Here is a 24,142-nt window from a genome sequence, read left to right as displayed (position 1 = left end):
ACGGATGGTTCGAAAGTTACAGAGAGAACACCCGCACAACAGACAGAAGATGGAGGTATCGGTCATATGACACTCAAGCAAACGATGATTTCGCTGGATGCGATGGATGATGGCTATGTAACGGGAGAGAAGGTCAAAGCGCTGTTCGCCGACTATGCGGAGATTTCCGTCCACGTACAAAAAGTAACCGGCGAAAAGGGAAGCACTGATTTTATTAAAATCGTCATTCCGGGCACCGAGGGCAAGTCCAAGGGCGGTTCGGTTCCGACCCTCGGCATCGTTGGACGCCTTGGCGGCATTGGCGCCCGTCCAAGCCGGATCGGACTCGTCTCCGACGCTGACGGGGCAGTAGCGGCGGTTGCTTCCGCGCTTAAGCTTGCGGATATGCAGGTCAAGGGAGACCGCCTCAAAGGCGACGTTATCGTGACGACGCATATTTGTCCGGACGCCCCAACCCGTCCGCATGAGCCGGTAGATTTTATGGATTCGCCGGTTGATATCGGTGCGATGAACGCCCACGAGGTGCTGCCGGAAATGGACGCGGTCCTCTCAATCGACACGACGAAGGGCAACCGGGTCATCAACCATAAAGGCTTCGCCATTTCGCCGACCGTCAAGGAAGGTTACATTTTGCGGGTGAGCGAGGACCTGCTGCGCATTATGGAAATGACGACGGGACTGCTGCCGGTGACGTTCCCGATCACGATGCAGGACATTACACCTTACGGCAACGACTTGTACCACATCAACTCGATCCTGCAGCCTGCCGTGGCCACCTCGGCACCGGTCGTCGGGGTAGCCGTAACGGCCCAGTCGGTCGTGCCGGGATGCGGCACGGGGGCGAGCCACGAGATCGACATCGCCGCCGCGGTCCGCTTTGCGGTGGAAGTCGCCAAAGAGGTCACGAACGGAACCTGCGCGTTTTATAATCCGGATGAATATGACCGGATCGTCAAGCTGTACGGTTCGATGAAGGTGCTGCAGACGGCGGGGAATGCCTGAGACAGCACGGAAGAGGGAAGAGGCCAAACGGCCGTCTTCCCTTTTTCAGCAGGGAGATCCCCGTTTGGGTACGATTCAATCATGACGTAACCAGGGGATCACGAACAATGTGTAGTGGGGAAGCTTCATTCGATATCGATCATGGTGAAGGAGGATCAGCGGTATGACGAAACTGGGGATAATTACGATCGGGCAGGCGCCGCGGAAGGACGTTACGCCGATTCTGGAGGAGCATTTACCAAGCCGGGTGGACATCGCTCAGGCCGGCGTGCTGGACGGAATGACCAGGGAAGAAATCGACGCAAAGCTGAAGCCGGAGGAGGGGGACCATACGCTCACCTCGCGGTTAACGACAGGGCAGTCGGTCGTCATGGGAAGAAGCAAGATGCAGCCGCTGCTTCAGCAGAAAATTTATGCGATGGAAGAGCAGGGCATCCGGCAGATTTTGCTGCTGTGCACAGGCGTATTTCCGGGACTCGCCACCCAATCTTCCTATTTGATCGAACCGGATCATATCATTCCCCCGGCGGTGAAGGCGATGGTCGGCCCAAGACGTTTGGGCGTCATCGTTCCGCTGGAGGAGCAGAAGGACAGCATGAACTCGAAGTTTGAGCTTCATGGACTGCATCCGGTGTTTGCCGTTGCTTCGCCGTACATTGTTGAGGAAGGGAATTTCGAAGCCGCCGCACGCGCGCTGAAGGATCAGACGGATCTGATCCTGCTGGACTGCATGGGATATACGGAGGAAGCGCGCCGTATCGTGGCCGAAGCCTCCGGCTTGCCGGTCATTCTGTCGAATGCTATTATGGCTAAAATCGTATCGGAAATGATTTGAGCCGGTCGAACCCTATTTTTTATAAGGAAGGAAGCTGTTTCGCAATGAATGAAAAGATCGTTGAAATCAGTATGAACACGTTGGCCGATTGCCTTGGCTTGAAATCCGGAGAGACTTTTCTGGTCGTTACCGATGAGAGCCGGAAGGAGCTGGCCGAAGCGCTGCATGAAGCCGGAAAGCGTCTCGGAGCCGAGTCGATGCTGGCTGTCATGACAGAACGTGCGAAGTCGGGGGAGGAGCCGCCTGAGGCGATTGCGGCCGCAATGACCAAAGCGCAGGTCGTGGTGTGCATTACGAAGCACTCGCTGACGCATACGCAGGCCCGCAAGCAGGCGGCAGCCGCCGGAGCGCGTCTGGCTACCATGCCGGGCATCACCGAGGACATGTTCCTGGAAGGAGCTATTGCCGCCGATTATACGCAGGTCAAAGCGCTGACCGAAAAAGTGACGGATATGCTGACAGGCGCCCAAACGGTGCGCATCGAGAAGGACGGCCGTTCGCTGGAGTTTTCCATCCAGGGGCGGGACGGGGTGCCCAGCACGGGCATGTATCTGGAGCCGGGGCAATCCGGAAACCTGCCTTCAGGTGAAGCCTATATTGCACCGGTCGAAGGAACGGCCGAAGGTCAAATCGTCGTAGACGGCTCCATTGCCGGCATCGGCAAGCTGTCGGGCCCGATCGTGCTGACCGTGGAAAAGGGACGCCTGACCGCGGCCGAAGGCGGACCGGAGGGAGAGAAGCTGCTGCAGATGCTCGGCGATGGGGACGGCCGTCTGCTTGGCGAGTTCGGCATCGGCACGAACGAGAAGGCCCGGATCACCGGCGTCGTGCTGGAAGACGAGAAGGTGTATGGCACGATCCACGTAGCCTTCGGCAGCAACAACACGTTCGGCGGCGTCGTCGCCGCAGGCGTGCATATCGATTGCGTCGTCGGCAAGCCGGATGTGTATCTGGACGGCCGTCAAATTATGAAGAATGGGGAATTGAACGGCTGAACCCTATGATGTTCTAGTTGAATGCCTATTGCTTGAGGGGGAGAGACATGGGACGGAACATGATACGAAACCGCTTCGAGCTGGAGGGAAGCGTGACGGACGAAACGCACCTGAACGGGACGATCCAGGTTCTGACCAGCCATGAGTCCGTCCGGGGCTTTACGCCGGAGGAGGTGCCGCCGGCCGCGCTCGAAGCGATCCTGACGTCCGCCAGAAGCGCGCCAACTTCCTCCAACCTGCAGGCTTACAGCATCATCGTTGTCCGGGACGCGGACCGGAAATCGCGAATTTCGGCACTGTCCGGCCACCAGGGTTTTATCCAGGAAGCGCCGGTGATGCTGGTTTTCTGCGCGGACATTCATCGACTGAAATATGTAACGCAGCGGCAGGGCTACGACTTTAAGGCGGACACGCTTGAAATGTTCCTGCTGTCTTCCGTCGATGCCGCACTGGCGATGCAGAATGCCCTGGTCGCTGCCGAAGCGCTCGGTTATGGCGCCGTCCCGGTCGGGTCTGTCCGCAACCATCCGGAGGAGCTGGCGCTTGAGCTTGGCCTTCCCGAGGGGATGTTTGCCGTCGTCGGCCTGGCGGTCGGCCGGGAGCGTGAAGGGGTGCGCAGAGGGGTGAAGCCCCGCCTGCCGGAGAGCGTTACGGTTCATGAAGAACGGTATTCGGCCGCCGCATTGGACGAAGGGCTGGAGGCGTACGATGAGCAAATGATATCACGCCGTTCGTATGACGGCCGCCGGGTCTCGATTGCCGGCGAGCCGGAGAAGGAAGGATCGGATTATGGCTGGTGTGAGCACACGGCCAGACGCTGCACGCGACCGGAGACGATCGCGGCATCGTCAAGCTTAAGAGAGAATTTACGGGAAGTTTTGATGCGGAGAGGATTTTCCTTGCGTTAGGCGAGAGGGGGATAACACCATGGATGTACTGGAAACCATCAAGGCAAGGCGCAGCGCTCGTTCTTTTACCGACCAGCAGCTTGAGCCGCATATCGTGGAGGCGATCGAGGAAGCCATTCTTCACAGCCCGTCGGCAAGCAATGCGCAGGAATCGCATTTTGTGATCGTTCAGGACGAGGTGCGGATCCGGCATATCAAGCGGTTTGCGCAGGGGCTGTCGGGGCAGCCGGCAGCGGTGGTCGTCCTCTGCAGCAATCATCAGGAGGCGCTGGCACGGGGCGGAGCAGACAGTGCCGACACGTTGCGGTTCATTAATTTGGGGGTCGCCGCTTCCGCGATCATGCTCACCGCTCAATCGCTCGGCGTGTCCAGCTGTCCGGTCCGGTCGTTTCACGCACCGTCCATTGCGGCCATTACCGGTTTGCCGGAGGAAGTGAAGCCCGAGCTGCTGATCAGCCTCGGCTACTCCGACAAGCCGCCGCGTCCGAAAACGTCCAAGCCGCCGAAGGAGATGATTTCATATGAACGCTATGAAAACTAACCTGGGTGCAGGGGATATGCGGGAGCGAATGCTGGATTTTGCGGCCTATGTGCTGACCAGCGCCCGCTCCCTCTACCGTGAGCCCCAGTCCTACGGCCCGATGCGGCTCGCGGATACGCTGGACAAGGGGCTGGAGCTGCTGCAAGCCGCCGGGATTCGGAACGAGACGGTGGAGCAAGCCATGGCTGCTGTCCGCGAATCCCGGCCGGTGGCGATGACGGACCCTGAAGGCTTTGCCGAAGCCTTGGACCGGGCGATCGCCGTGCTGGTCCAAGCGACGCTTGAGGGGAAGCCCGAAGCTTAGCAGCTCGCGCAACGAAGAGAGCCATTGTTAATAGTACACCGCAGTCCGGCTGGCCGGCTCTGCGGTGTTTTTCGTCATGCGGGCCATTATAATAAAGGCATGACCATCATTTTTTACAAAGAAGGAGAACAGCGAACGATGCAGCATCAGGTGACGGAACATTGGAACGAAGCGATGTGGCAGCAGGCGGAGCCGATTTATGAGGAGGCTTTTCCGGAGCATGGGCGGAAAACGAAAACGATCATCATGCGCATGTTTGAAAGGGGACTGTGTGCACTGCACGTCTGGAGCGAAGGCCAAACCGCAGCGGCCATGGCCCTGACGGGGACGGATGCCAAGGAAAACCTGCTGGTCATCGATTATATTGCGGTACGGGGAAGTTCCAGGGGACAAGGTGCCGGACTTGCCTGCCTCCGGGATTTGCATGAATGGGCCGGCAGAAGAGGCTTCAGAGGCATCGTCATCGAAGCGGAAGCCGATCCGTCGGAAGAAAACGCCGGCAGAATCGCCTTTTGGAAAAAGGCCGGTTTTACGCCGACGGCCTACGTGCATTCGTACATTTGGGTGCCTGAAACGTACCGGGCGATGTACCTCAGCCTTGATCCCGAGCATCCCGTCGAATCGCATGACGGCGGCGAGGAGCTGTTTCAGTCGATCCTGCGCTTTCACGAAAAGGCCTACCGCCGTCCGAGCAAGTCATGAGCGCCCCACCTGTTCACCCGGAATCAGAAGGGAATGAACTCTCACGGCCGGGTATGGTATGATAGAAGAACAGCTTTGGTCCGCAGGGACAAGCATTTTAGACTTTCAAGGACGTGAATCGAATGGACTTATTCTCTTTCCAGCAGGACGCGAATCCGGGCGCACGGCTCTTGGCCGACCGGATGCGGCCGACCACGCTGGATGAATATATCGGGCAGGAGCATATCGTAGGTCCGGGCAAGCTTCTCCGCAGGGCGATCGAAGCCGACCAGGTATCCTCCATCCTCCTGTACGGGCCTCCGGGATGCGGCAAGACGACGCTCGCCCATATTATTTCGCAGCATACGCAGGCGGACTTCGTCCGGCTGAACGCGGTAGACGCTTCCGTCAAGGATGTCCGCGAGGTGATTGACCAGGCCCAGACCAATAAATCGATGTACGGAACGAAAACGATCCTCTTTCTGGACGAGGTGCACCGTTTTAACAGCTCGCGCCAGGACGCGCTGCTGCCTGCAGTGGAGAAGGGGACGATTATTTTTATCGGAGCGACGACGGAGAACCCGTTCCATTATGTGAACGGCGCCTTAATGAGCCGCTCGACGCTGTTCCAGCTTCATCCGCTCACTAAGGAGCATTCCATGCTGGCAATGAAGCGGGCGCTGCAGGATCCGGACAAAGGGCTAGGCTTCATGAACCTGAAGGTTGACAATGAAGCTCTGGATCATATTGCGACGATGGCGAACGGGGATATCCGGCGCGCGCTGAATGCGCTGGAATTGGCGGCATTGACAACGCCTCCCGAGGCGGACGGAACCGTCCATATCACGCTCGAAGTGGCGGAGGAGTCCATCCGCCGGCCGATCGTGCGCGCGGACGAGTCGACCCAGTATGACGTGCTTTCCGCGTTTCATAAGAGCATCCGCGGCTCAAGCGATGCCGCGCTGTTCTGGTTCCTCTACGCGGTGGAGAAGCTGGGCATGGACCCGATGGTGTTCATCCGCCGGCTGATTGCCGCCAGCAGCGAGGATATCGGGCTGGCGAACCCGCAGGCGATGGTTCAGGCCGTCAGCGCGCTGGACGCTTACCGAAACAACGGCTGGCCGGAGGCGAAGCTGAACATCGCGCAGGCGATTCTGTTCGCGGTGGAGAGTCCCAAATCCAACAGGGTCTATACGGCGATTTCGAATGCGATGTCCGCCATGGACGAGATCAAATCCGCGGAAGTGCCGCTTCACTTGCGGGATACGCACTATAAGGGCGCCGTCAAGCTGGGCCATGAAGGGTACAAGTACCCGCATAATTATCCCGGCCATTATGTGAAGCAGGACTACCTGCCGAAGGAAATCGCCGGCCGGGTACTCTATGAAGCGTCGGAGCAGGGCAACGAGGCAAAAATCCGGCATAACCAGCAGCTTCGGAAGGATCAGTCTTAAACCGCCGGTGCCTGGGAACATCCTTCGATTGGGGATTAGTTTTGCGATAACAGCAGGATAATAATGCTGGCGGGGAGAATCTTTAAGGACGGCATGCAAAAAACCGCCAGCCCTCGAAAGAGCCGGCGGTTTGCACATATGCTTTGCGTTTAGATGGCAGCTTCGTATTGAACTTTTTCCACCTTGTCGATCGTTCCGCCGCCCAGGCACACATCGTCCTGGTAGAACACGACGGCTTGGCCGGGTGTAATGGCCTTTTGCTTCTCGGCAAACGCCACGTGGACGCTGCCGTCCGGCAGCCACTCCAGTGTAACCTTCTGGTCTGGCTGACGGTAGCGGAACTTGGCGGTACATTGGAAGGGCTCTTTGGGCACGGCCCCTTGTCCCGCGATCCAGTTCACGCCTGAAGCGATGAGTCCGGTAGAGTACAGGCTGGGATGCTGATCCCCCTGCACGACGTACAAAATGTTCTTCTCCAAATCCTTGTCGGCGACGAACCATGGTTCGCCAGAGCCGGAACCGCCGATACCAAGGCCTTGGCGCTGTCCGAGCGTGTAGTACATGAGGCCGTCATGGCGGCCTTTGACTTCGCCGGTGGCGATATCGACCATTTGGCCGGATTGGGCAGGCAGGTATTGGCTCAGGAACTCTTTGAAATTGCGTTCTCCGATAAAGCATACCCCGGTGCTGTCCTTTTTCTTGGCGGTGTAGAGCCCGGCTTCCTCCGCAATTCGGCGGACCTCCGGCTTAGGCAGATGTCCGATTGGGAACATCGCCTTCGACAGCTGCTGCTGATTGAGCGCGTTCAGGAAGTAGGTCTGATCCTTGTTGCTGTCCACGCCGCGCAGCAGCGTATAGACGCCGTCCTGCTCAACAACGCGGGCATAATGGCCGGTGGCTACATATTGGGCGCCCAGATTCAGCGCTTTCGTCAGAAATTCGCCGAATTTAATCTCGCGGTTGCACATGACATCGGGATTTGGTGTGCGGCCCAACTTATATTCATCGAGAAAATAGGAAAATACTTTATCGTAATATTCCTTTTCGAAGTTCACCGTGTAATAAGGAATGCCGATCTGCTCGCAGACGCGGCGGACGTCCTCGGCGTCGTCTTCCGCGGTGCAGTTGCCGAATTCATCGGTGTCATCCCAGTTTTTCATAAAAATGCCGATGACGTCGTAGCCCTGCTGCTTCAGAAGCAGCGCGGTGACGGATGAGTCGACACCGCCGGACATCCCGACGACGACACGTATATTTTGATTATCTGTAGACAAAAGTCATCACCATTTTCATATGAGATTGTGCCCATAGCCTCTATTTTAACACATTTGTCCACAGATCACACCACATAGGTTGTCCACCGGACGCGAACATTTCTTTGTTTTGTCATTGTTTTTTAAACCAAAACGGAGCCGGATATGTTAACATAGGCTAGGGAAATGATCGGAATACGCAGATATGGAAAAGCTTACATAAGCTGTATTCTCTTGGATTAACTCACCGACATGCTGAACCAAAGCCATTGATAACGATACATGAGGAAGAGCTAAATAGATGCAACTCAAGTTTCGAAATTTGAACCCCCTGTTGTCATAGGCTTATCCAAGCCCTTCAACATGAAGATTTTGAGTTCATTCTATATAGATACCATGAATTTTACTTGAGAGAGGTGCCACCTTTGAAAATATCGACAAAAGGCCGTTACGGCTTGACAATCATGATGGAGCTTGCCGCCAAATACGGCGAAGGGCCGACATCCCTGAAGAGCATTGCCGAGAAAAACCAACTTTCCGAGCACTATCTGGAGCAGCTGATCGCTCCGCTCCGGAACGCCGGACTCGTTAAGAGCATCCGCGGCGCTTACGGCGGTTACATCTTATCGCGTGAAGCTTCCGAGATTACAGCCGGTGATGTCATTCGCGTGCTCGAGGGGCCGATTTCGCCGGTCGATTTTACAGAAGAGGATGATCCGGCTAAACGTAATCTTTGGCTGCGGATCCGTGACGGAATCGCCAACGTGCTGGATTCGACGACGCTTGCCGACCTGATTTCCTACCAGGAGAAAGAGACGTCCGAGAACTATATGTTCTACATCTAGACTAAAGCTGCAGCCACTCGCCCCTTGCGAGTGGCATTCGGCTTTGCAAACGGCGTACCTTCCGGGTGTACCTTCTGTAAGGATAGTCAACTTCCAAAGTTTTGTAAGTAAATGTTTTCCAAATTAAAAACAGACCCGCTTCGGCGAGTCTGTTTCCGGTTGTTACTGTTGACGGAACTGGTTGTTGAACCCCGTTTGGAAGCCTTGCGGCTGCTGCGTTTCCATATATCCCGATACCGGCTGGGAAACGGAGCTCACCATTTGCTGGGCCAGGCTGGAGATTTGCTGCAGCTGTTGAATGGCGCGCTGGTGGCCTTGAAGGGCGGATTGAATCATTTGCGACGTTTGCTGCTCACGCTGAGCGAGCTGCTCCAGCTGCATCGCATTTTGCTGCTCCTGCTTCAGCATTTGCTGGTAAGCCATAGAAGCTTGTTGGGTTTGCTGCGTCAGCTGATGAATGATTTGGTTGATTTGCTGGGATTGGGAATACGGGTTCATGTCATGACCTCCATATCGGGATTGGATTACCGACATATTATGACTACCCGGAAACCGTTCTATCCGAGCCAAACCCTGTATGAACAGGCTCCAAATTCCTGACTTGAATACAACAATTTCACTGGACATCATAAGCGAAATACTACACAAGACCAAGGTGGTGTAATCATGAAATCAATCTATTTGGACCATGCGGCCTCCACTCCGGTACATCCGGAAGTGGCAGAAGAAATGATGCGCGTCATGACCGGACAATACGGTAACGCCTCCAGCGTTCACGCATTCGGCCGTGCGGCCAAGCGCACCGTCAGCGGGGCAAGGGACCGGATCGCCAAGTTTCTCGGCTGCCTGCCCGATGAGATCGTCTTTACCGCCGGGGGAACGGAAAGCGACAACCTCGCTTTATTCGGCGCAGCTTCCATGCGCAGGTCTAAGGGGAACCACATCATTACCTCGTCCATCGAGCATCATGCTGTGCTTCACGCCTGCGAAGAGCTGGAAAAGGAAGGATTCCGTGTCACTTACCTGCCGGTAGACCACACCGGACGGGTTCGGCCCGAGGATCTGGAGGCTGCACTGTCGGAGGATACGATTCTGATCAGCATCATGTATGCGAACAACGAGGTAGGAACGATTCAGCCGATTGAAGAAATCGGGAGAATCGCCCGAAGCAGAGACATTCTTTTTCATGTGGACGCCGTTCAGGCTCTTGGAGCGCTGCCCATCAACTGCCATGAGCTTCCGGTCGACATGATGAGCTTTTCCGCGCACAAAATCAACGGACCTCAAGGTGTAGGAGCGCTGTACGTCCGCAAAGGACTGGTCATCGCGCCGCGCCTTCACGGCGGACTCCAAGAGAAAAAGCGGCGCGCCGGAACAGAAAATATGGCCGGAATCGCCGGCTTCGGCAAAGCCGTGGAGATTGCTTCCCGCCAGATGGAGCAGCGAAGAGAGCATGATCTTCGTTTGCGCCAGGCCTTGATCAGCACGCTGGAGCAGAAGATTGGCAGGGACGCTTTTGTAATCAACGGCCACCAAGAGGAGTGCCTTCCCCACATCGTGAACATCAGCTTCCCGCAGACAGATACGGAGACGCTTCTGATGAATCTCGACATGGAGGGCATCGCCGCGGCCAGCGGTTCGGCATGCACTTCAGGCTCGCTTGAGCTGTCCCATGTGCTGGAGGCCATGCAGTTGCCTCAAAATGTTTTGCGTTCGGCGATTCGATTCAGCTTTGGTTTGGGTAATACTACTGAAGATATGGAGTACACAGCCCAAAAAATTGAAACCATTCTGCGTCGTCTTACGTAAGAAAGGTAGGGATTCTCCATGGATGGAGAGGGAGGGATGAGTGCTCCATACCGTTCGCGAGACAAATCGACCTGAGCGTGCCGCATTGGATTGACTGACTTCGGTGGTAACGTGAAGGGGTTCGTTTCAATTTTGAAGAGGGTAAGGTGGGATCCTGGCCATGAAATTCCAAGAGATGATCGGACTTGCCGTATTTGATGTGGAAGAAGGCAAGGAGATCGGCAAAATATACGATATTATCATCACCGAAGATTGGAAAATTCAAGGCCTTGAGCTGGAAGGCAAAGGGTTGTTCTCCAACACAGCGAAGACGGTGTCCTGGGAGGACGTCGTTGCTTATGGCGAAGATGCTGTGATGATTCGTAATAAACAGGCTGTTCGCAAGACGGATGCCGACGACATACAATACACCTATCTTTTGGGTAAAAATAAATTAAAGGATCTGGACGTACTTACTGAGGACGGTACGATGCTTGGTAAAGTGACGGACGTTTATTTTGACCAGGAAATGGGAAATACAATATTAGGTCTCGAAATAAGCGACGGATTTGTTTCGGATTTGATTGAAGGGCGGAAATGGCTGCCTTGCACCACGGAAATGTCCATAGGGGAGAATGCGGTCATGGTTCCGCCTATGAGCGAACAGCGTTTGGAAAAAGCCATTAATTCTGTTAACGGATAGGTGATCAATGAATATGAGATGTCCTAACTGCAATTCCAAAGATATAGGAAAAATCGGTTCCCACCAATTTTACTGCTGGGGCTGCTTTATCGAACTGACGGTGAACGGGGAGAAAATGTCCGTATACCAGGTAGAAGAGGACGGTACGCTCAGCTCGCTGGACGATTTGTTCTTTGAGGAGATTCCTCAGGATTTTCCTCATCTGCACGCTTCCTCTTAAACAATATGCATGTACCGGTCAGAACATTTCCGCAGACCTTCGGGTCCTAACGAATATTTTTCTGATTTATGCTGCGTAATGGAGCCGCCCCTTCCGCTAATTGTGGTTTGTCTTCACTTTGCCACGGCCCGCAAGGGGGATTCACCCGGCAGCTTCAATCCCTATTATTGGTTACATAGCACCCACAGCGAAAGTACCATACACGGTCTTATTGCCGTCATCTTTGAAACCCGTACCCGTTTTTGCCTGCATGGCAGAATCAGGTATCCGGGTTTCTTTGCGTTACCCATAGTTCTCCTTCCGTGGCCGCCAATAGGTTAAATTCGAATTTCGGGACATATACTAACTTGACAGCACGTCCGGAAGGAGGAGACAAGGTGGATAAACTGACGGCCAATAAATGGTTCCGGGGGATGATTTGGGTCCTGCTTGGTCTGATTATTCTGTATTTCGTTTGGCTGCTGCGGCCGATGTTCATGAATATCTATCAATTTCTGAAAGCGATCCTGTCCCCCTTTGTCGTGGCGATGATCATTTCCTATGTGCTCAATCCGGTCGTATGCATGCTGGCCGCGCGGAAAATGCCGAGGGGAATCGCCGTGCTGCTCATTTACGCCGTCTTTCTGACCTGCCTTGCGGTGATTCTGATCAATCTGATCCCGATGCTGATCGAGCAGATGGAGGAACTGAATGAGCATTTGCCGGAGATGACGATGCATGCCCAGAACATCATGAACAACCTGGATAATCGGGGGGTTCCGGTGGGAATCAAGGAGGGCGTGGATCAGTGGCTGCTGCAGTGGGAGGACCGCCTGGCCAAAGGCATCTCCAATTTCATGGACCATATCGGCAGTACGATTAACATCGTGCTGAACATTTTCATCATCCCGTTTTTGATTTTCTACATATTAAAGGACTTCGACGTTTTTGAGCGGGCGGTCGTATCGCTGCTGCCGCGCACCCGGCGCAAGGCTTCCGTCAGATTGCTGAAGGAGATCGATGAGGCGCTCGGGAATTATGTCCGCGGGCAGTTCCTGGTGTGTCTCATCGTCGGCATTCTGGCCTATATCGGATATATGATCGTCGGCATGCCGTATGCCCTGCTGATGGCGAGCATCGTTGCGGTATTCAACATCGTGCCCTACCTGGGCCCGTTCCTGGGCGCGGCGCCTGCGGTGGTCATGGCTTCGACGATATCCTGGAAAATGGTGCTGATGGTCATCATCGTGAACTGGCTGTGCCAGCTCCTGGAGAGCAATATCGTATCGCCCCAGGTCGTGGGGAAGAAGCTGCATCTTCACCCGATGCTGATTATTTTTGCCCTTCTGGTCGGTGGGGAGATCGCAGGGATCGTCGGACTCATTTTGGCGGTGCCTTTATTCGCGGTGCTCAAGGTCATCATTCAGCACTTCTTTGCCTATTACGTCAAGCGGAAGACGACCTAGAGCGGTTTGACAAGCGTCCGCGCTATCGGATATAATTCAGACAATACTATGCAAAAACGGACAAAACGGCGATGAAATGAAGTACGGCAGTTCCTCCTTGTTCAGAGAAGGGCTCCTTCACGGTAAGCGTGACGGCTGCAAGAGCCCCCAAGCGATACTGTCCGGAAAGCTGATTTCGGAGTGTGACAAATTCACCGGCTGGCCCCGTTAACGGCCTTAACAAGGCGATCGCCTGATCATTCAAGCTGGCAGCCGGCGTATGGCGCCCGGCAGTCGTTCAGGCGGTAACCAGGGTGGTACCGCGAATTCATTCGTCCCTGATCTGATCAGGGGCGTTTTTACGTTTATCCGTCCATTTGCATGCAATTTACGAGAGAGCTGGAGGCTGTTTACTATGAAAGCAAGTGAAATTCGTTCCAAATGGCTTGAATTTTTCGCAAGCAAGGGACACCAGATCGAGCCGAGCGCTTCGCTCGTTCCGCATAACGATCCCTCCCTGCTGTGGATCAATGCGGGTATGGCCCCGCTGAAGCCGTATTTTGACGGACGCATCAGTCCCGAAAATCCCCGGCTCACGAACTCGCAGAAGTGTATCCGTACCAACGATATCGAAAATGTAGGCAAAACCCGCCGGCATCACACTTTCTTTGAAATGCTCGGCAACTTCTCCATCGGCGACTACTTCAAGGAAGAGGCCATTACATGGGCATGGGAATTTCTGACGAGCAAGGAATGGATCGGATTCGATCCGGAGCGCCTGTCGGTTACGGTATATCCGGAGGATGAAGAAGCCTTTAAGCTCTGGAACGAAAAGATTGGCCTGCCGGCGGAGCGGATCGTGAAGCTGGAGGATAACTTCTGGGACATCGGCGAAGGCCCTTGCGGTCCTTGTACGGAAATTTTCTATGACCGCGGCGAAGCCTATGGCGTCCTGTCCGATCCGGAAATGTACCCGGGCGGGGAGAACGAACGCTTCCTGGAAGTGTGGAACCTCGTTTTCTCGCAGTTCAACCACAACAAGGACGGCTCCTACACGCCGCTTCCAAACAAGAACATCGATACCGGAGCGGGCCTGGAACGCTTTGCATCCATTTTGCAAAACGTCGACTCCAACTTCGACACCGACCTGTTCCAGCCGATCATTCAAAAAACAGCAGAGCTGGCCGGCGTTAAATACAATGCCAGCGTAGAGGGCGACGTCGCGCTGAAGGTCATTGCCGACCATGTGCGTACCGTTACGTTTGCGGTGGCCGACGGCGTGCTTCCGTCAAATGAAGGACGCGGCTACATCATCCGCCGTTTGCTGCGCCGCGCCGTACGTTACGGCAAAGTGCTGGGTCTTGACCGTCCGTTCCTGTACAGCCTGGTGGAAACCGTCGGCGACATTATGGGCGTATACTACCCGAACGTGGTGGAGAAACGCGAATTCATCGAGAAGGTGATTTCCACGGAGGAAGAACGTTTCCATGAGACGCTGTCCGACGGCCTGGCGATCCTCGAGGAAATCAGCAAGCAGGCGCTGGAGCAGGGCACGAAGCAGATCGGCGGTAGCGACGCATTCAAGCTGTACGATACGTACGGTTTCCCGTTCGACCTGACGGAAGACTATGCGGCTGAGCATGGGCTGACCGTTGACCGCGAAGGATTTGACGCAGCGATGCAGGAGCAGCGCGACCGCGCGCGTGCAGCCCGTCAGGAGAGCGGCGGCATGAAGGTTCAGGGCGGCGTCCTGTCCGATTATACGGTTAAAAGTGAATTTGTTGGATATAATGACACCGTAACCGAGTCGAAAATTGTGGCAATCATTGTCGATGACGCCATGGTGGACATCGCCGGGGAAGGACAGAGCGCCCAGGTGGTGCTTGACGTCACTCCGTTCTATGCGGAGAGCGGCGGCCAGGTCAGCGACCAGGGTCTGCTGCGCGGCGGATCGGTGACGGCCAGAGTGGAAGGCCTCTTCAAGGCGCCGCACGGACAGCATGTGCACCAGGTGACGGTGGAAGCCGGGGAGCTCAAGGTCGGCGAGACCGTCAAGGCAGAGGTCGATCATGACAAACGCAGAGACATCGAGAAGAACCATACAGCGACCCACCTCCTTCATAAAGCGCTGAAGGAAGTACTCGGCACCCACGTCAATCAGGCCGGATCGCTCGTTGAGCCGCAGCGCCTGCGCTTCGACTTCTCGCATTTCGGCAGCATTACGCCGGAAGAACTGGCGGATATCGAACGCCGCGTGAATGAACAAATTTGGAAGGGCACTAATGTAACAATTGAATATAAATCGCTCGACGAAGCCAAAGCAATGGGCGCCATGGCGCTGTTTGGCGAGAAGTACGGCAGCATCGTCCGCGTCGTGCAGGTCGGCGATTACAGCTTGGAGCTGTGCGGCGGATGCCACGTGAACAACACGTCCGAGATCGGAATCTTCAAGCTGGTCAGCGAAAGCGGCATCGGCTCGGGGGTACGCCGGATCGAGGCGGTAACCGGCCGCTTGGCATACGAATTCCTGGAAGGCCAGCTGTCGCTGCTGAAGCAGTCCGCAGAGCTTCTTAAATCGAATCTGCACGACGTGCCGAGACGGATTGAAGCGCTGCACGGCCAACTGAAAGAGCTGGGACGCGAGAACGAGTCGCTTCAGAGCAAGCTGAGCACGATCGAGGCCGGCCAGCTCACCGAACAGGTGAAGCAGGTGAACGGAAGAGAGCTGCTCGCTGTCCGCGTCAATGCGGGAAGCATGGACGCCCTGCGCTCGATTGCCGACGAACTGAAGGGCAAGCTCCCGAATGCCGTGCTGGTTCTCGGCGCAGCGATGGACGAGAAGGTGAACTTCGTCGTTTCCGTTCCGCAGGAGCTCGTGAAGTCAGGGCTTCATGCAGGCAAGCTGGTGAAGGAGATCGCGGCAGTCTGCGGCGGCGGAGGCGGCGGACGTCCCGATATGGCCCAGGCTGGCGGCAAGGACGCCAGCAAACTGGAAGACGCTTTGAAGCTGGCTGAGCAATTGGTTGGATCTGGAATTTAGGCATATCATCTTTGCCTTCTGCATCCAATACATTGTAAAGACTCCGGCGGCTACCCGGAACTTTGTAAAATTTTTGTTTTTTATTTCCGTGGAATTTCCTTCGGCGCGGCCCGGTATGGTATGATAGAAAAAGTAGGAAACCTTAAAGATTCAATTCGTCAAAACATGCATGGACATGTTTTTGAAGAAGCGAGGTGTCACAAATGGATTCCATGGATAAGACAGTCAAGTTTAACGTGAAGGGTGATGAGAAGGAGGCCTCCGCGAAGGATATCCTTCTGACGGTATACGACGCGCTGGTGGAGAAGGATTATAACCCGATCAACCAGATCGTCGGCTACCTGATATCCGGAGACCCCGCTTATATACCGCGCCAGAACAACGCGAGAAGCCTGGTTCGAAAAAAAGAGCGTGATGAGTTGATTGAAGAGCTGGTCCGGTTCTATCTAGCCAATCACCGATAGGAGAGCTTTATGAGAATTATGGGACTCGATTACGGGGACCGCAAAATCGGGGTGGCCGTGAGCGATATGTTCGGCTGGACCGCCCAGGGGCTTGAAGTGGTCGAACGTCGCCGCGACGGGGCGGAAATGCAGCGAATTGCGGATCTGGTCCGCGAGCAGGAAGTGGAAGAAATCGTGGTTGGCCTCCCGAAGAACATGAACGGCAGCATTGGTCCGCGCGGCGACATCTGCATTGCGTTTGCAGATCAGCTGAGAGACATGCTGAACTTGCCGGTTCATCTGTGGGATGAGCGGTTGACGACGGTATCCGCCGAAAGGACGCTGCTTGAAGCGGATGTCAGCCGGAAGAAACGCAGGCAGGTCGTGGATAAAATGGCTGCCAGCTTGATTTTGCAAAACTATTTGGACTCTAAGAGTAAAAGGTGAGGGTGATACAAATGGCTAATGACCGTAATCGTATGGAAGAAGAAGAACCGGAAATTATTTATATTCCCGATGACGAAGGCAATGAAGAGGAGTTTGAAGTCATCATGAAATTCGAGGTCGACGGCTCGGACTCCAAGTATATGATGGTCGTTCCGCTTGACTCCGAGGATGATGACTCCGACGAGGTCTATGCCTTCCGCTATGAGGAGGACGGAGACGATCTGAAGCTGTATATGATCGAGGACGACGAAGAGTGGGAAATCGTCGAGGAAACGTTCAATACGCTGGTTGCCGAACTTGATGGAGGGAATGAACATGAATGATTTCTCTGCAGATCAGGCCGTATGGACTTCCAAACTGAAGGAAGCCTTTGGTCCAACTGTGGAACTGGAAGATGAGAACGGAGCGACTTCCGTCTATGATCTTACAGCTGAGTTTGAAATCAACGGTCAGAGCTATGCTGTGCTCCAAAAGCCAGGAGATCAAAGCGGAGAATTCGATATCCTGAAAGTGGTCTCCTCGCCTGAAGGAACTCTTGGGCTTGTCACCATAGATGATGACGATGAATGGGAAAATATCAGCGAGCTGTACGACGAAATGACCTTTCCTGAGGACAGCGAAGATTAATCGGGCACAAGGTTTGATCAAGTACCAAAATTGATAACTCCGGAGTCCCCGCAAAGACAGCGGAATGCGTGAAACGGAGCATTGCGCTGCTTTGTGGGGATTTTTTTGGTTATGGAGGGTTGGATCGGTTTGAAAGCTGCCAAAAAGGCTCTGGTAGTGCTGGTGATCGTCTTGGTGATCATTGCCGGCGGGGCCTATTACGTCTGGAACGGCATGCAGCCGGTGAAGGCTTCGCAGAATGCCGTCAAGTTCACCATTGAGCAGGGAATGGGAACTTCGCGAATTGCCGGGGTTCTTAAGCAAAGTGGACTCATTAAAAACGATATGTTCTTTAAAATCTACTTGAAATGGAAAAACCAGGGCTCCCGTTTTCAGGCGGGAACCTATGAGGCGAAGCCGGGGGTAACCTACGACCAGCTGATTGCCAAGCTGAACAGCGGCGAAGTGGTAAAGGCGGAGATGATCCGCATTACGATTCCGGAAGGCTATACGCTGGAGCAGATCGCAAAGACGGTGGGAGAAGCAAGCCAGAGTGATCCGGCCGCGTTCGTAAAGCTGGCGGATACCGGCGGTCAGACGGACGTACCGGCCTTTAAGGAGATCCCCGCGGATACTTCGTTAAAGCATAAGGCGGAGGGGTACCTATTCCCGGACACGTACGAATTTAAAAAAGGAACCGGGCAGGAAGAGATCCTGACCCGAATGCTGGAGCAAATGCAGAGCAAGCTGGATCAGATCCCTGATCTGGAGCAGAAGCTGAAGGCTCATGGCCTTACATTGCACGAGATGCTGACGGTGGCTTCGCTCGTCGAACGGGAGGTTGTGGCCGACAAGGAGCGTCCGCTTGTTGCGGGTGTCATCTACAACCGTCTGCACAAGGAGATGAAGCTGGAAATCGATGCTACGGTGCAGTACGCTTTGAAGGAGCCGAAGGAACGGCTGCTGTATAAGGACCTGAAGGTGGACAGTCCATATAACACGTATTTGCATCCAGGGCTCCCGCCAGGACCGATCTGCAGTCCGAGCATCGCTTCGATCGAAGCCGCATTATCGCCGGAAGCCTCCGATTACTTGTATTACGTGACCAAGAAGGACGGCTCGCATGAGCATTTATTTGCGAAGACGTACCAGGAGCATTTGAACAACATTAAGAAAAGCAACAGCAATGCGAAGCAGTAGCTCCGGGGCAAGTATCGCCCAGAATCCATTTGCCGCTGCGAGCACCAAAGCACCTCAGACTCTGCCGGAGACACGCGCTTCCGCCGGGTCCGGGGTGCTTTTTAAGTACTGTAGTTTCGCCTGGAAATAAATCGTTCAAAATGGTGAAATTCGTTTGGGGAGAGGGTGGCATGAATATGACTAAACAATTGATACCGTGGACTAGCGGCCGCTGGTCGACGGAACCGGCTGCTTGTGAAGAGAAGGACGGGGAGCTGATCGTTGAAGCGTGCCAGGGCAGTGATTATTGGCAAACGACCATGTACGGTTTTGAACGGGACAACGGGCACTCGCTTCTGCTGCCATGGGATGGGGAAGAGGCGGTAGAGGTAACCTTTCGTTTGACCGCCTTCGATCATTTGTATGATCAGGCAGGGCTGATGTTATGGAGCCATGGGCAGCAGTGGATCAAAGCTGGAATCGAGATGAATGACGGCGTCCCTTCTCTCGGAGCGGTTGTGACCCACGGCTATTCGGATTGGTCGCTTGCGCCCGTCCCGGAGTGGATGGAGAAGATCGTGACGATCCGGGCGTCCCGTCTGAAAGATGCGGTTATTATCAGAGCCCGGACGGAAGGGGAAGACTGGAGAACCGTCCGCGTATGCCGGCTTACTCCGGATGAATGGCAAGCGGGACCGTATTTGTGCGCGCCGACGAGTGCTGGGCTCAAAGTGGCTTTTACCCGATGGGCAACGGCCCAGCCGGATGCGGATGTGCATGAACAGCCGCCGGAGTTGTAAGGACGGCCATGCCTGACGGCTGAGCCTGCCCTTCGCTGGAGCAGGTCGACTTCATCGGCGAAAAGGCTGCAGACTCTTGTCCGAACCCGGACGGAGGCTGCAGCCTTTTGATGGTTGATTAAAAATCGGTTGTATCTTGAAGCCGGGCCGTACCAACAGCCGCCAGCGTTATGCCTGCAAATCCAAAGGGACTGGAGCGAGCGGTTCGATGGACAGCATGTCCCGGATCGCTTCCATTTCAAGGTAGCTGGTGATGACATGGTCCGCCTGGGACAAATCCTGCCGGCCGGATCCGGGGTTAAGGTATCCGATGCAGCGCATGCCTGCGCTCTTTGCAGCCTTGACCCCATTGCGAGAGTCCTCGATGACCAGGCATGATGAGGGCTCGGCTCCCAGCAGCTTGGCGGCCTGCAGAAAAATATCGGGTGCCGGTTTGCCGGAGTTCACTTCTTCCCCGGAAAGACGCACGCTGAAAAAGGCTCCAAGTCCGGTACGTTCCATGATGAGCCGGATCAGGGACGGAGGCGAGGAAGAAGCTACCGCAAGCGGCACCTGACGGCTGCGCAGCCAATCCAGCCAAGGCGTTACGTGGGGAATCGGCTGCAGTTCGGGGTGTGCAGCCATGATGTCCAGCACGTTGTTCTGATGATAGGCGAGCACTTCTTCCAGCGGGAAGGAGAGCTTATGCTTCTCCAGCACCTGCCTCCACATGGACTCCAGCGTTACTCCCACGTAGCCGTGATGTTCCTCCTCCGTTACGGGAGCGCCGAAGTGGGCGAAAGAGCTGCGCTCAATCTCAAAATAGATCGGTTCGCTGTTTACGAGCACGCCGTCCATATCAAAAATAACGGCCTTTACCGGCGGGGCCTGCCATTCCAGATTCTGCAATGTCATAAGCTTAACGCTCCTTTGTCGTTATATTTCGGGATCAACGGCTTCAGACCGATTGCAGAATGACCTTGATCGCCTGGGATGAAGGGCTCAGCGAACGCCCGTCCAGATCACAGCCCAGGGCTTGGAAGGCTTCCCGGTATCGGGCCAAGGGATAGGTGTGGGTTATGATTTTTTGCGCGGGAATAATTTGGCGCTCGATCATGTAATGGGCGGTGGAAAAGGTGCCCAGGGAATCGATCGAGCCGATGATTTTGAGGCTCCGGTCGACGACCTCTTTGGGATTAAAGGTGCTGACGCCGTCTCTTAAGCCGACAAGCATGAGGTAACCGCCGTTTGCCAGGCTTGGAAGCACCTGCGTTCCGACCACGCCGGTCGTATCGACGATAAGATCCACTTGGCCGCCGCCGGATGAAGCCTCTGCTACGGCCGTTTCGAACGAATCGTAAGTTCTCCAGCGTTCCGGGGCGATACTCCCGGCGATGGCGAGCCTTTCTTTGGAGATGTCCACAATGCTTCCCGTTACGCCTTTGGAGGCCAGGGCATAGCTGTACAGAATGCCGATGGGCCCGGCGCCGAGAACGACCGTACGAAAATTCGGCAGGAGCCGGATTTGGTTGATTCCTGTCAGGATGCAGCTTAGCGGCTCCGTTAGGGTGGCCTCCTCGTAGCTGACATGATCTTTTAATGGATATAAAAAGCGGTCTTCGGTGACGTAATAATCGGTAAAGGTTCCGTTGGCGCTGACCCCGGTTTCCGTCACAGACTTATGGATGCAGTGATTTTGCCGGCCGGTTCGGCACATCTCACAGTGCCCGCAGTAATAAGTCGGGTCGATTACGACCCGGTCGCCTGGCTTCAGCGTGGTGACTCCCCTGCCGACGCTAACGACATCTCCTGCCGATTCGTGGCCCAGGATGACGGAAGATACCGCATGATATTTGCCGCTCACAATGCCCAGATCGGTTCCGCACACGCCGGTGGCGCGAATGCGGACGAGAACCTGATGTTCCTCAGTAATGGACGGCTCCGGCCGTTCCTCAAGCGTTACGTCCCATGCCGATTTGTATACCAATGCCTGCATCACGTATTACCTCCTTGAATAAGGATATTTGACTTTTGCGAACATTAGCAGACCTGTTAACCGACGCTGGCCAGAACCGCGTCCAGTCTTTCCACGATCGTTACGATCTCATCCGTCGTTACGGTCAGGGACGGTCTGACCTTGACCACGTTTCCGAATCCGTATCTGGACCCGCGAAGGATCAGATGCTGATCGGCAAAGGCGCGATCGATGACCGCGTTGGTCTTGGCGACATCCGGTGCCCCGTCCTCGTCCACGATTTCCAAACCCCACATCAGCCCGACTCCGCGTGCTTCGCCGATGCAGCCGTATTTGGTCTCAAGCTCATGCAGCAGGTCGCCGAGTATTTCCCCTTTCAGTTTGACTTCATCCAAAAATCCAGGTTCGGATACGACCTCCAGGGTGGACTTGGCTGCTGTAACGGATATCAGATTGCTGCCCGAGGTGAAGGAGTGCTCGTGCTTCTCCAGCACGTCCAGGCGGGATTGCATCAGCACGGCCGCCACCGGAACGCCGATACCGCCCAAGCCTTTGGCAAGGGTGATCATGTCCGGCTGAATGTCGAACCGTTCGCTGGCGAACATGTAACCGGTCCGCCCGATCCCGGTCTGAACCTCGTCGGCGATCAGAAGTAGTCCGTGTTCGTCGCAAAGCTTGCGCAGCAGCTTAAAATATCCTTCGGGTGGAACGATATTCCCTCCGTTGCCGAGGATCGGCTCGATGATGATGCAGGCCACCGACCCGGAGCTCGCGTATTCGAGGTGGTCATGGATCGATTCGATGCATTGAAAACCGCAGTTCGGGCGGGAGGCGTTAAAGGGACAGCGGTAGCAGTATGGAGCGGGAACGTGTACGCTGTTCGCGGCGGTCGAGTTGGGGAAGTGCTTTCGCCGGAAGGCGTTGCCGGAGATGGCGGTGGCAAACTGGGTTTGGCCGTGATGGGACAGAAACAGGCTGACGATGTCGGTGGCCTGCGTATATTTTTGCGCAATCTTGGTCGCGCATTCGTTGGCTGTGGAGCCGGTAATATCCCGCATCCAGCCGGTATCGATCCCATTCGGGGCGTGCTCGGTCAATTGGTCGAGCACTTCGTTCACATACGGCTCGGTAAAAGTGGAGGACATGTGAGTCAGGCGTCCCACCTGCTCCTGAACCTTTTCGACGACATGCGGATGGTTGTAGCCGAGCGAAAGATTGAACGTTCCGGACACGCCGTCCAAATACTCCGTGCCTGCATCATCGACCAACGTAATCCCTTTTCCAAACTTGAAACGATTTGTGGTTAAGGTTTGCATCCGTCTTCCCTCCAAAGGTTAGTTTTGATTACGATAATACGTTGTTAGAAGAATATTGTATTTCCGTATGGAACATCAGATTTCCCAAAAAGGGGGCCATCATCCCTCGTGGCCGTGCCCTATAAGGCTGCCTCCCAGCTTATGTTTCCTGGACTGCTGCTGCTTGGTCAGGATCAGGGACGCCAGCAGGATCAAGCTGAATCCGGCAAGGATCCAAACAGCCATTCCGGCCGACCATTGATCCATCGACCAGCCGATCAGATACTGCAGCACCGCGCCGCCGATCCCGCCGGATGCGATCAGGATGCTGGTGGTTGTCTCCGTCATTCCCGGAATGAGCACGTTGGCATACACGAGGGCGATGGAAAACAGCCCGGACATCGATACGCCGACTCCAAAGACGAGCAGGTAGGCTGTCCATTCGTTCGCCCATAGAGCGAACCCGATCGTAAATGCGAGGGTAGCTGCCGTGCTCCAGACCAAAAACGGGATATACCTTACCGTTTCCGCGATTCTACCCACGAACAACCGCCCGATGACCATAGCAATCCACAGGATGGTGACGCCAAGGGAAGCGAGTGAATCTTTAACGTGCACCTTCTCGATCAGAATGGAGGGCAGAAAATTCATCAGCCCCAGCTCAAGACCCATATATACAAAGAAAAAGATGATGAATATACCCAGCAGCCCGGCGTATCTACCCCGGTAGCGGATTTTCTCCGGAGAACCAGCGGATACCGCCTTGTCCAGCCGTGCGGAGCTCTCTGCCGGCATGGCCAGCCACAGGATCAACAGCATCAGCGATACCAGGGCAACCGTAAAAAAGGTGAGGAACCAGGCGTCCATCGTAAGAAACAGGCTGACTGCCGCGGGAATAAGGAGCGCGCCCAGACCGAAGTAAACGTCGAGCTTGGTCATGGCGACCGCTTTCTGTTCTTCGGCAAATTCAATCGTAAACGCGCCGATCGAAGACTCAATGATGCCGGAACCGAAACCGACGAGCAGGGTCATCAGAATGATCCAGGTCCAGGACGGAAGGCTTCCCATGACAATGCAGGCTGCGGTGATGCAGGCCAAGGAAACAGCAAGCATCCGCTTTCGGCCGAGCTGGGCCGACATGAAAGGCGAAGCCGTAACTCCGGCGAGAAAACCGAGAAACTGCAGGAAGAGCAGCGTTCCGCCGTCACCGTAATCCTTATGGTAATGGGCCAGGAGGACGGGAAGCATCGCGCCGAGCACCACGCTGGTGATTCCGATCAGCAGGTAAAATCCGCAGCTTAAGGCAAACAACCTCCGCAAGAATTCACGCTCCTTTGTCGATATTTTGGGAGATCTCCAAATCTATCAGCTGATGTAATACAATTTATACCATATTAGCCATAAAATAAATATGTTATTTTGTAA

Annotated in this window: 27 protein-coding genes; 20 read left to right on the top strand and 7 right to left on the bottom strand. The window is 55.1% G+C overall.

The window, feature by feature from the left end; genetic code table 11:
• The first annotated feature begins 66 nt into the window (after positions 1 to 66).
• The 8 genes from BCV73_RS20100 (at position 67) to BCV73_RS20065 (ending at position 6,720) form a co-directional block, all read left to right on the top strand.
• Positions 67 to 1,002, top strand: coding sequence for a DUF1177 domain-containing protein (locus tag BCV73_RS20100; protein WP_089548330.1), 936 nt, complete (start codon positions 67 to 69; stop codon positions 1,000 to 1,002).
• Between the two features lie 163 nt (positions 1,003 to 1,165).
• The gene (locus tag BCV73_RS20095) at positions 1,166 to 1,837 is read left to right on the top strand and encodes an AroM family protein (RefSeq protein ID WP_089548329.1); all 672 of its coding nucleotides are present in this window, start codon (positions 1,166 to 1,168) and stop codon (positions 1,835 to 1,837) included.
• A 44-nt stretch (positions 1,838 to 1,881) separates the two neighbouring features.
• Positions 1,882 to 2,832 carry an aminopeptidase gene (locus BCV73_RS20090; RefSeq protein WP_089548328.1) on the top strand — a complete coding sequence of 317 codons (951 nt, stop codon included), beginning with the start codon at positions 1,882 to 1,884 and terminating at the stop codon, positions 2,830 to 2,832.
• 59 nt (positions 2,833 to 2,891) lie between these two features.
• Positions 2,892 to 3,740, top strand: a complete 849-nt coding sequence (locus BCV73_RS20085) for an NADPH-dependent oxidoreductase (protein WP_256992915.1) — start codon at positions 2,892 to 2,894, stop codon at positions 3,738 to 3,740.
• Positions 3,741 to 3,759: 19 nt separating this feature from the next.
• On the top strand, positions 3,760 to 4,281 hold the full coding sequence (locus tag BCV73_RS20080; protein ID WP_089548326.1) for a nitroreductase family protein: 522 nt from the start codon (positions 3,760 to 3,762) through the stop codon (positions 4,279 to 4,281).
• Positions 4,262 to 4,585 carry a DUF6092 family protein gene (locus BCV73_RS20075; protein WP_089548325.1) on the top strand — a complete coding sequence of 108 codons (324 nt, stop codon included), beginning with the start codon at positions 4,262 to 4,264 and terminating at the stop codon, positions 4,583 to 4,585. The genes BCV73_RS20080 and BCV73_RS20075 overlap by 20 nt, the downstream gene beginning before the upstream one ends.
• A gap of 24 nt (positions 4,586 to 4,609) precedes the next feature.
• Positions 4,610 to 5,287, top strand: a complete 678-nt coding sequence (locus tag BCV73_RS20070) for a GNAT family N-acetyltransferase (RefSeq protein ID WP_143811881.1) — start codon at positions 4,610 to 4,612, stop codon at positions 5,285 to 5,287.
• A gap of 122 nt (positions 5,288 to 5,409) precedes the next feature.
• Positions 5,410 to 6,720, top strand: coding sequence for a replication-associated recombination protein A (locus tag BCV73_RS20065; protein ID WP_089548323.1), 1,311 nt, complete (start codon positions 5,410 to 5,412; stop codon positions 6,718 to 6,720).
• Positions 6,721 to 6,869: 149 nt separating this feature from the next.
• Here BCV73_RS20065 and mnmA read toward each other — a convergent pair whose 3' ends face one another.
• Positions 6,870 to 7,994: a tRNA 2-thiouridine(34) synthase MnmA gene (gene mnmA, locus BCV73_RS20060; RefSeq protein WP_326104071.1), complete on the bottom strand. Its 1,125-nt coding sequence runs from the start codon at positions 7,992 to 7,994 to the stop codon at positions 6,870 to 6,872.
• Positions 7,995 to 8,398: 404 nt separating this feature from the next.
• Between mnmA and cymR the strand changes: the two genes are divergently transcribed.
• Positions 8,399 to 8,818, top strand: coding sequence for a cysteine metabolism transcriptional regulator CymR (gene cymR / locus BCV73_RS20055; RefSeq protein WP_076169637.1), 420 nt, complete (start codon positions 8,399 to 8,401; stop codon positions 8,816 to 8,818).
• Positions 8,819 to 8,980: 162 nt separating this feature from the next.
• Here the strand turns inward: cymR and BCV73_RS20050 are convergent, their stop codons facing one another.
• The gene (locus BCV73_RS20050) at positions 8,981 to 9,316 is read right to left on the bottom strand and encodes a hypothetical protein (RefSeq protein ID WP_076169638.1); all 336 of its coding nucleotides are present in this window, start codon (positions 9,314 to 9,316) and stop codon (positions 8,981 to 8,983) included.
• Positions 9,317 to 9,484: 168 nt separating this feature from the next.
• Between BCV73_RS20050 and BCV73_RS20045 the strand changes: the two genes are divergently transcribed.
• The 4 genes from BCV73_RS20045 to BCV73_RS20030 all read left to right on the top strand — a co-directional run bounded on the left by BCV73_RS20045 (position 9,485) and on the right by BCV73_RS20030 (position 12,974).
• Complete coding sequence (locus tag BCV73_RS20045) at positions 9,485 to 10,627, top strand: cysteine desulfurase family protein (RefSeq protein WP_076169639.1); 1,143 nt, start codon at positions 9,485 to 9,487, stop codon at positions 10,625 to 10,627.
• Positions 10,628 to 10,787: 160 nt separating this feature from the next.
• The gene (locus BCV73_RS20040) at positions 10,788 to 11,309 is read left to right on the top strand and encodes a PRC-barrel domain-containing protein (RefSeq protein WP_076169640.1); all 522 of its coding nucleotides are present in this window, start codon (positions 10,788 to 10,790) and stop codon (positions 11,307 to 11,309) included.
• Positions 11,310 to 11,322: 13 nt separating this feature from the next.
• Positions 11,323 to 11,529 carry a hypothetical protein gene (locus BCV73_RS20035; RefSeq protein WP_076169641.1) on the top strand — a complete coding sequence of 69 codons (207 nt, stop codon included), beginning with the start codon at positions 11,323 to 11,325 and terminating at the stop codon, positions 11,527 to 11,529.
• Between the two features lie 377 nt (positions 11,530 to 11,906).
• A complete protein-coding gene (locus BCV73_RS20030; protein WP_089548321.1) occupies positions 11,907 to 12,974 on the top strand; it encodes an AI-2E family transporter in 1,068 nt (355 codons plus the stop codon).
• A 46-nt stretch (positions 12,975 to 13,020) separates the two neighbouring features.
• Here BCV73_RS20030 and BCV73_RS35450 read toward each other — a convergent pair whose 3' ends face one another.
• Entirely contained in the window at positions 13,021 to 13,218 is a 198-nt protein-coding gene (locus BCV73_RS35450) for a hypothetical protein (protein ID WP_145023318.1), read from the bottom strand.
• Between the two features lie 150 nt (positions 13,219 to 13,368).
• On the opposite strand from BCV73_RS35450, the gene alaS reads away from it, so the two are divergent.
• From alaS to BCV73_RS19995, 7 genes are all read left to right on the top strand, one after another.
• A complete protein-coding gene (gene alaS, locus BCV73_RS20025) occupies positions 13,369 to 15,993 on the top strand; it encodes an alanine--tRNA ligase (protein ID WP_089548320.1) in 2,625 nt (874 codons plus the stop codon).
• Between the two features lie 203 nt (positions 15,994 to 16,196).
• Entirely contained in the window at positions 16,197 to 16,457 is a 261-nt protein-coding gene (locus BCV73_RS20020; RefSeq protein ID WP_076169644.1) for an IreB family regulatory phosphoprotein, read from the top strand.
• Between the two features lie 9 nt (positions 16,458 to 16,466).
• Positions 16,467 to 16,883, top strand: a complete 417-nt coding sequence (gene ruvX / locus BCV73_RS20015) for a Holliday junction resolvase RuvX (protein ID WP_089548319.1) — start codon at positions 16,467 to 16,469, stop codon at positions 16,881 to 16,883.
• 32 nt (positions 16,884 to 16,915) lie between these two features.
• Complete coding sequence (locus tag BCV73_RS20010) at positions 16,916 to 17,206, top strand: DUF1292 domain-containing protein (protein WP_397343786.1); 291 nt, start codon at positions 16,916 to 16,918, stop codon at positions 17,204 to 17,206.
• Entirely contained in the window at positions 17,199 to 17,510 is a 312-nt protein-coding gene (locus BCV73_RS20005; protein ID WP_076169647.1) for a DUF1292 domain-containing protein, read from the top strand. The genes BCV73_RS20010 and BCV73_RS20005 overlap by 8 nt, the downstream gene beginning before the upstream one ends.
• A gap of 111 nt (positions 17,511 to 17,621) precedes the next feature.
• Positions 17,622 to 18,689 (top strand): endolytic transglycosylase MltG, encoded by a 1,068-nt coding sequence (mltG, locus tag BCV73_RS20000; protein WP_076169648.1) that lies wholly within the window; start codon positions 17,622 to 17,624, stop codon positions 18,687 to 18,689.
• 176 nt (positions 18,690 to 18,865) lie between these two features.
• The gene (locus tag BCV73_RS19995) at positions 18,866 to 19,468 is read left to right on the top strand and encodes a DUF1349 domain-containing protein (RefSeq protein ID WP_089550332.1); all 603 of its coding nucleotides are present in this window, start codon (positions 18,866 to 18,868) and stop codon (positions 19,466 to 19,468) included.
• Positions 19,469 to 19,636: 168 nt separating this feature from the next.
• Here BCV73_RS19995 and BCV73_RS19990 read toward each other — a convergent pair whose 3' ends face one another.
• The 4 genes from BCV73_RS19990 to BCV73_RS19975 form a co-directional block, all read right to left on the bottom strand.
• Positions 19,637 to 20,362, bottom strand: coding sequence for an HAD family hydrolase (locus BCV73_RS19990; protein ID WP_089548318.1), 726 nt, complete (start codon positions 20,360 to 20,362; stop codon positions 19,637 to 19,639).
• Positions 20,363 to 20,405: 43 nt separating this feature from the next.
• Complete coding sequence (locus BCV73_RS19985) at positions 20,406 to 21,443, bottom strand: zinc-dependent alcohol dehydrogenase (RefSeq protein ID WP_089548317.1); 1,038 nt, start codon at positions 21,441 to 21,443, stop codon at positions 20,406 to 20,408.
• 56 nt (positions 21,444 to 21,499) lie between these two features.
• Positions 21,500 to 22,738, bottom strand: a complete 1,239-nt coding sequence (locus tag BCV73_RS19980; RefSeq protein WP_089548316.1) for an aspartate aminotransferase family protein — start codon at positions 22,736 to 22,738, stop codon at positions 21,500 to 21,502.
• Between the two features lie 99 nt (positions 22,739 to 22,837).
• The gene (locus BCV73_RS19975; RefSeq protein WP_089548315.1) at positions 22,838 to 24,037 is read right to left on the bottom strand and encodes an MFS transporter; all 1,200 of its coding nucleotides are present in this window, start codon (positions 24,035 to 24,037) and stop codon (positions 22,838 to 22,840) included.
• Positions 24,038 to 24,142 lie beyond the last annotated feature (105 nt).

This window comes from Paenibacillus sp. SSG-1 (assembly GCF_002224835.1).
GTDB classification, from domain to species: domain Bacteria; phylum Bacillota; class Bacilli; order Paenibacillales; family Paenibacillaceae; genus Paenibacillus_AQ; species Paenibacillus_AQ favisporus.
The sequence above is the reverse complement of the archived record's forward strand: the minus strand, read 5'-3'. Positions and strand labels throughout refer to the sequence as shown.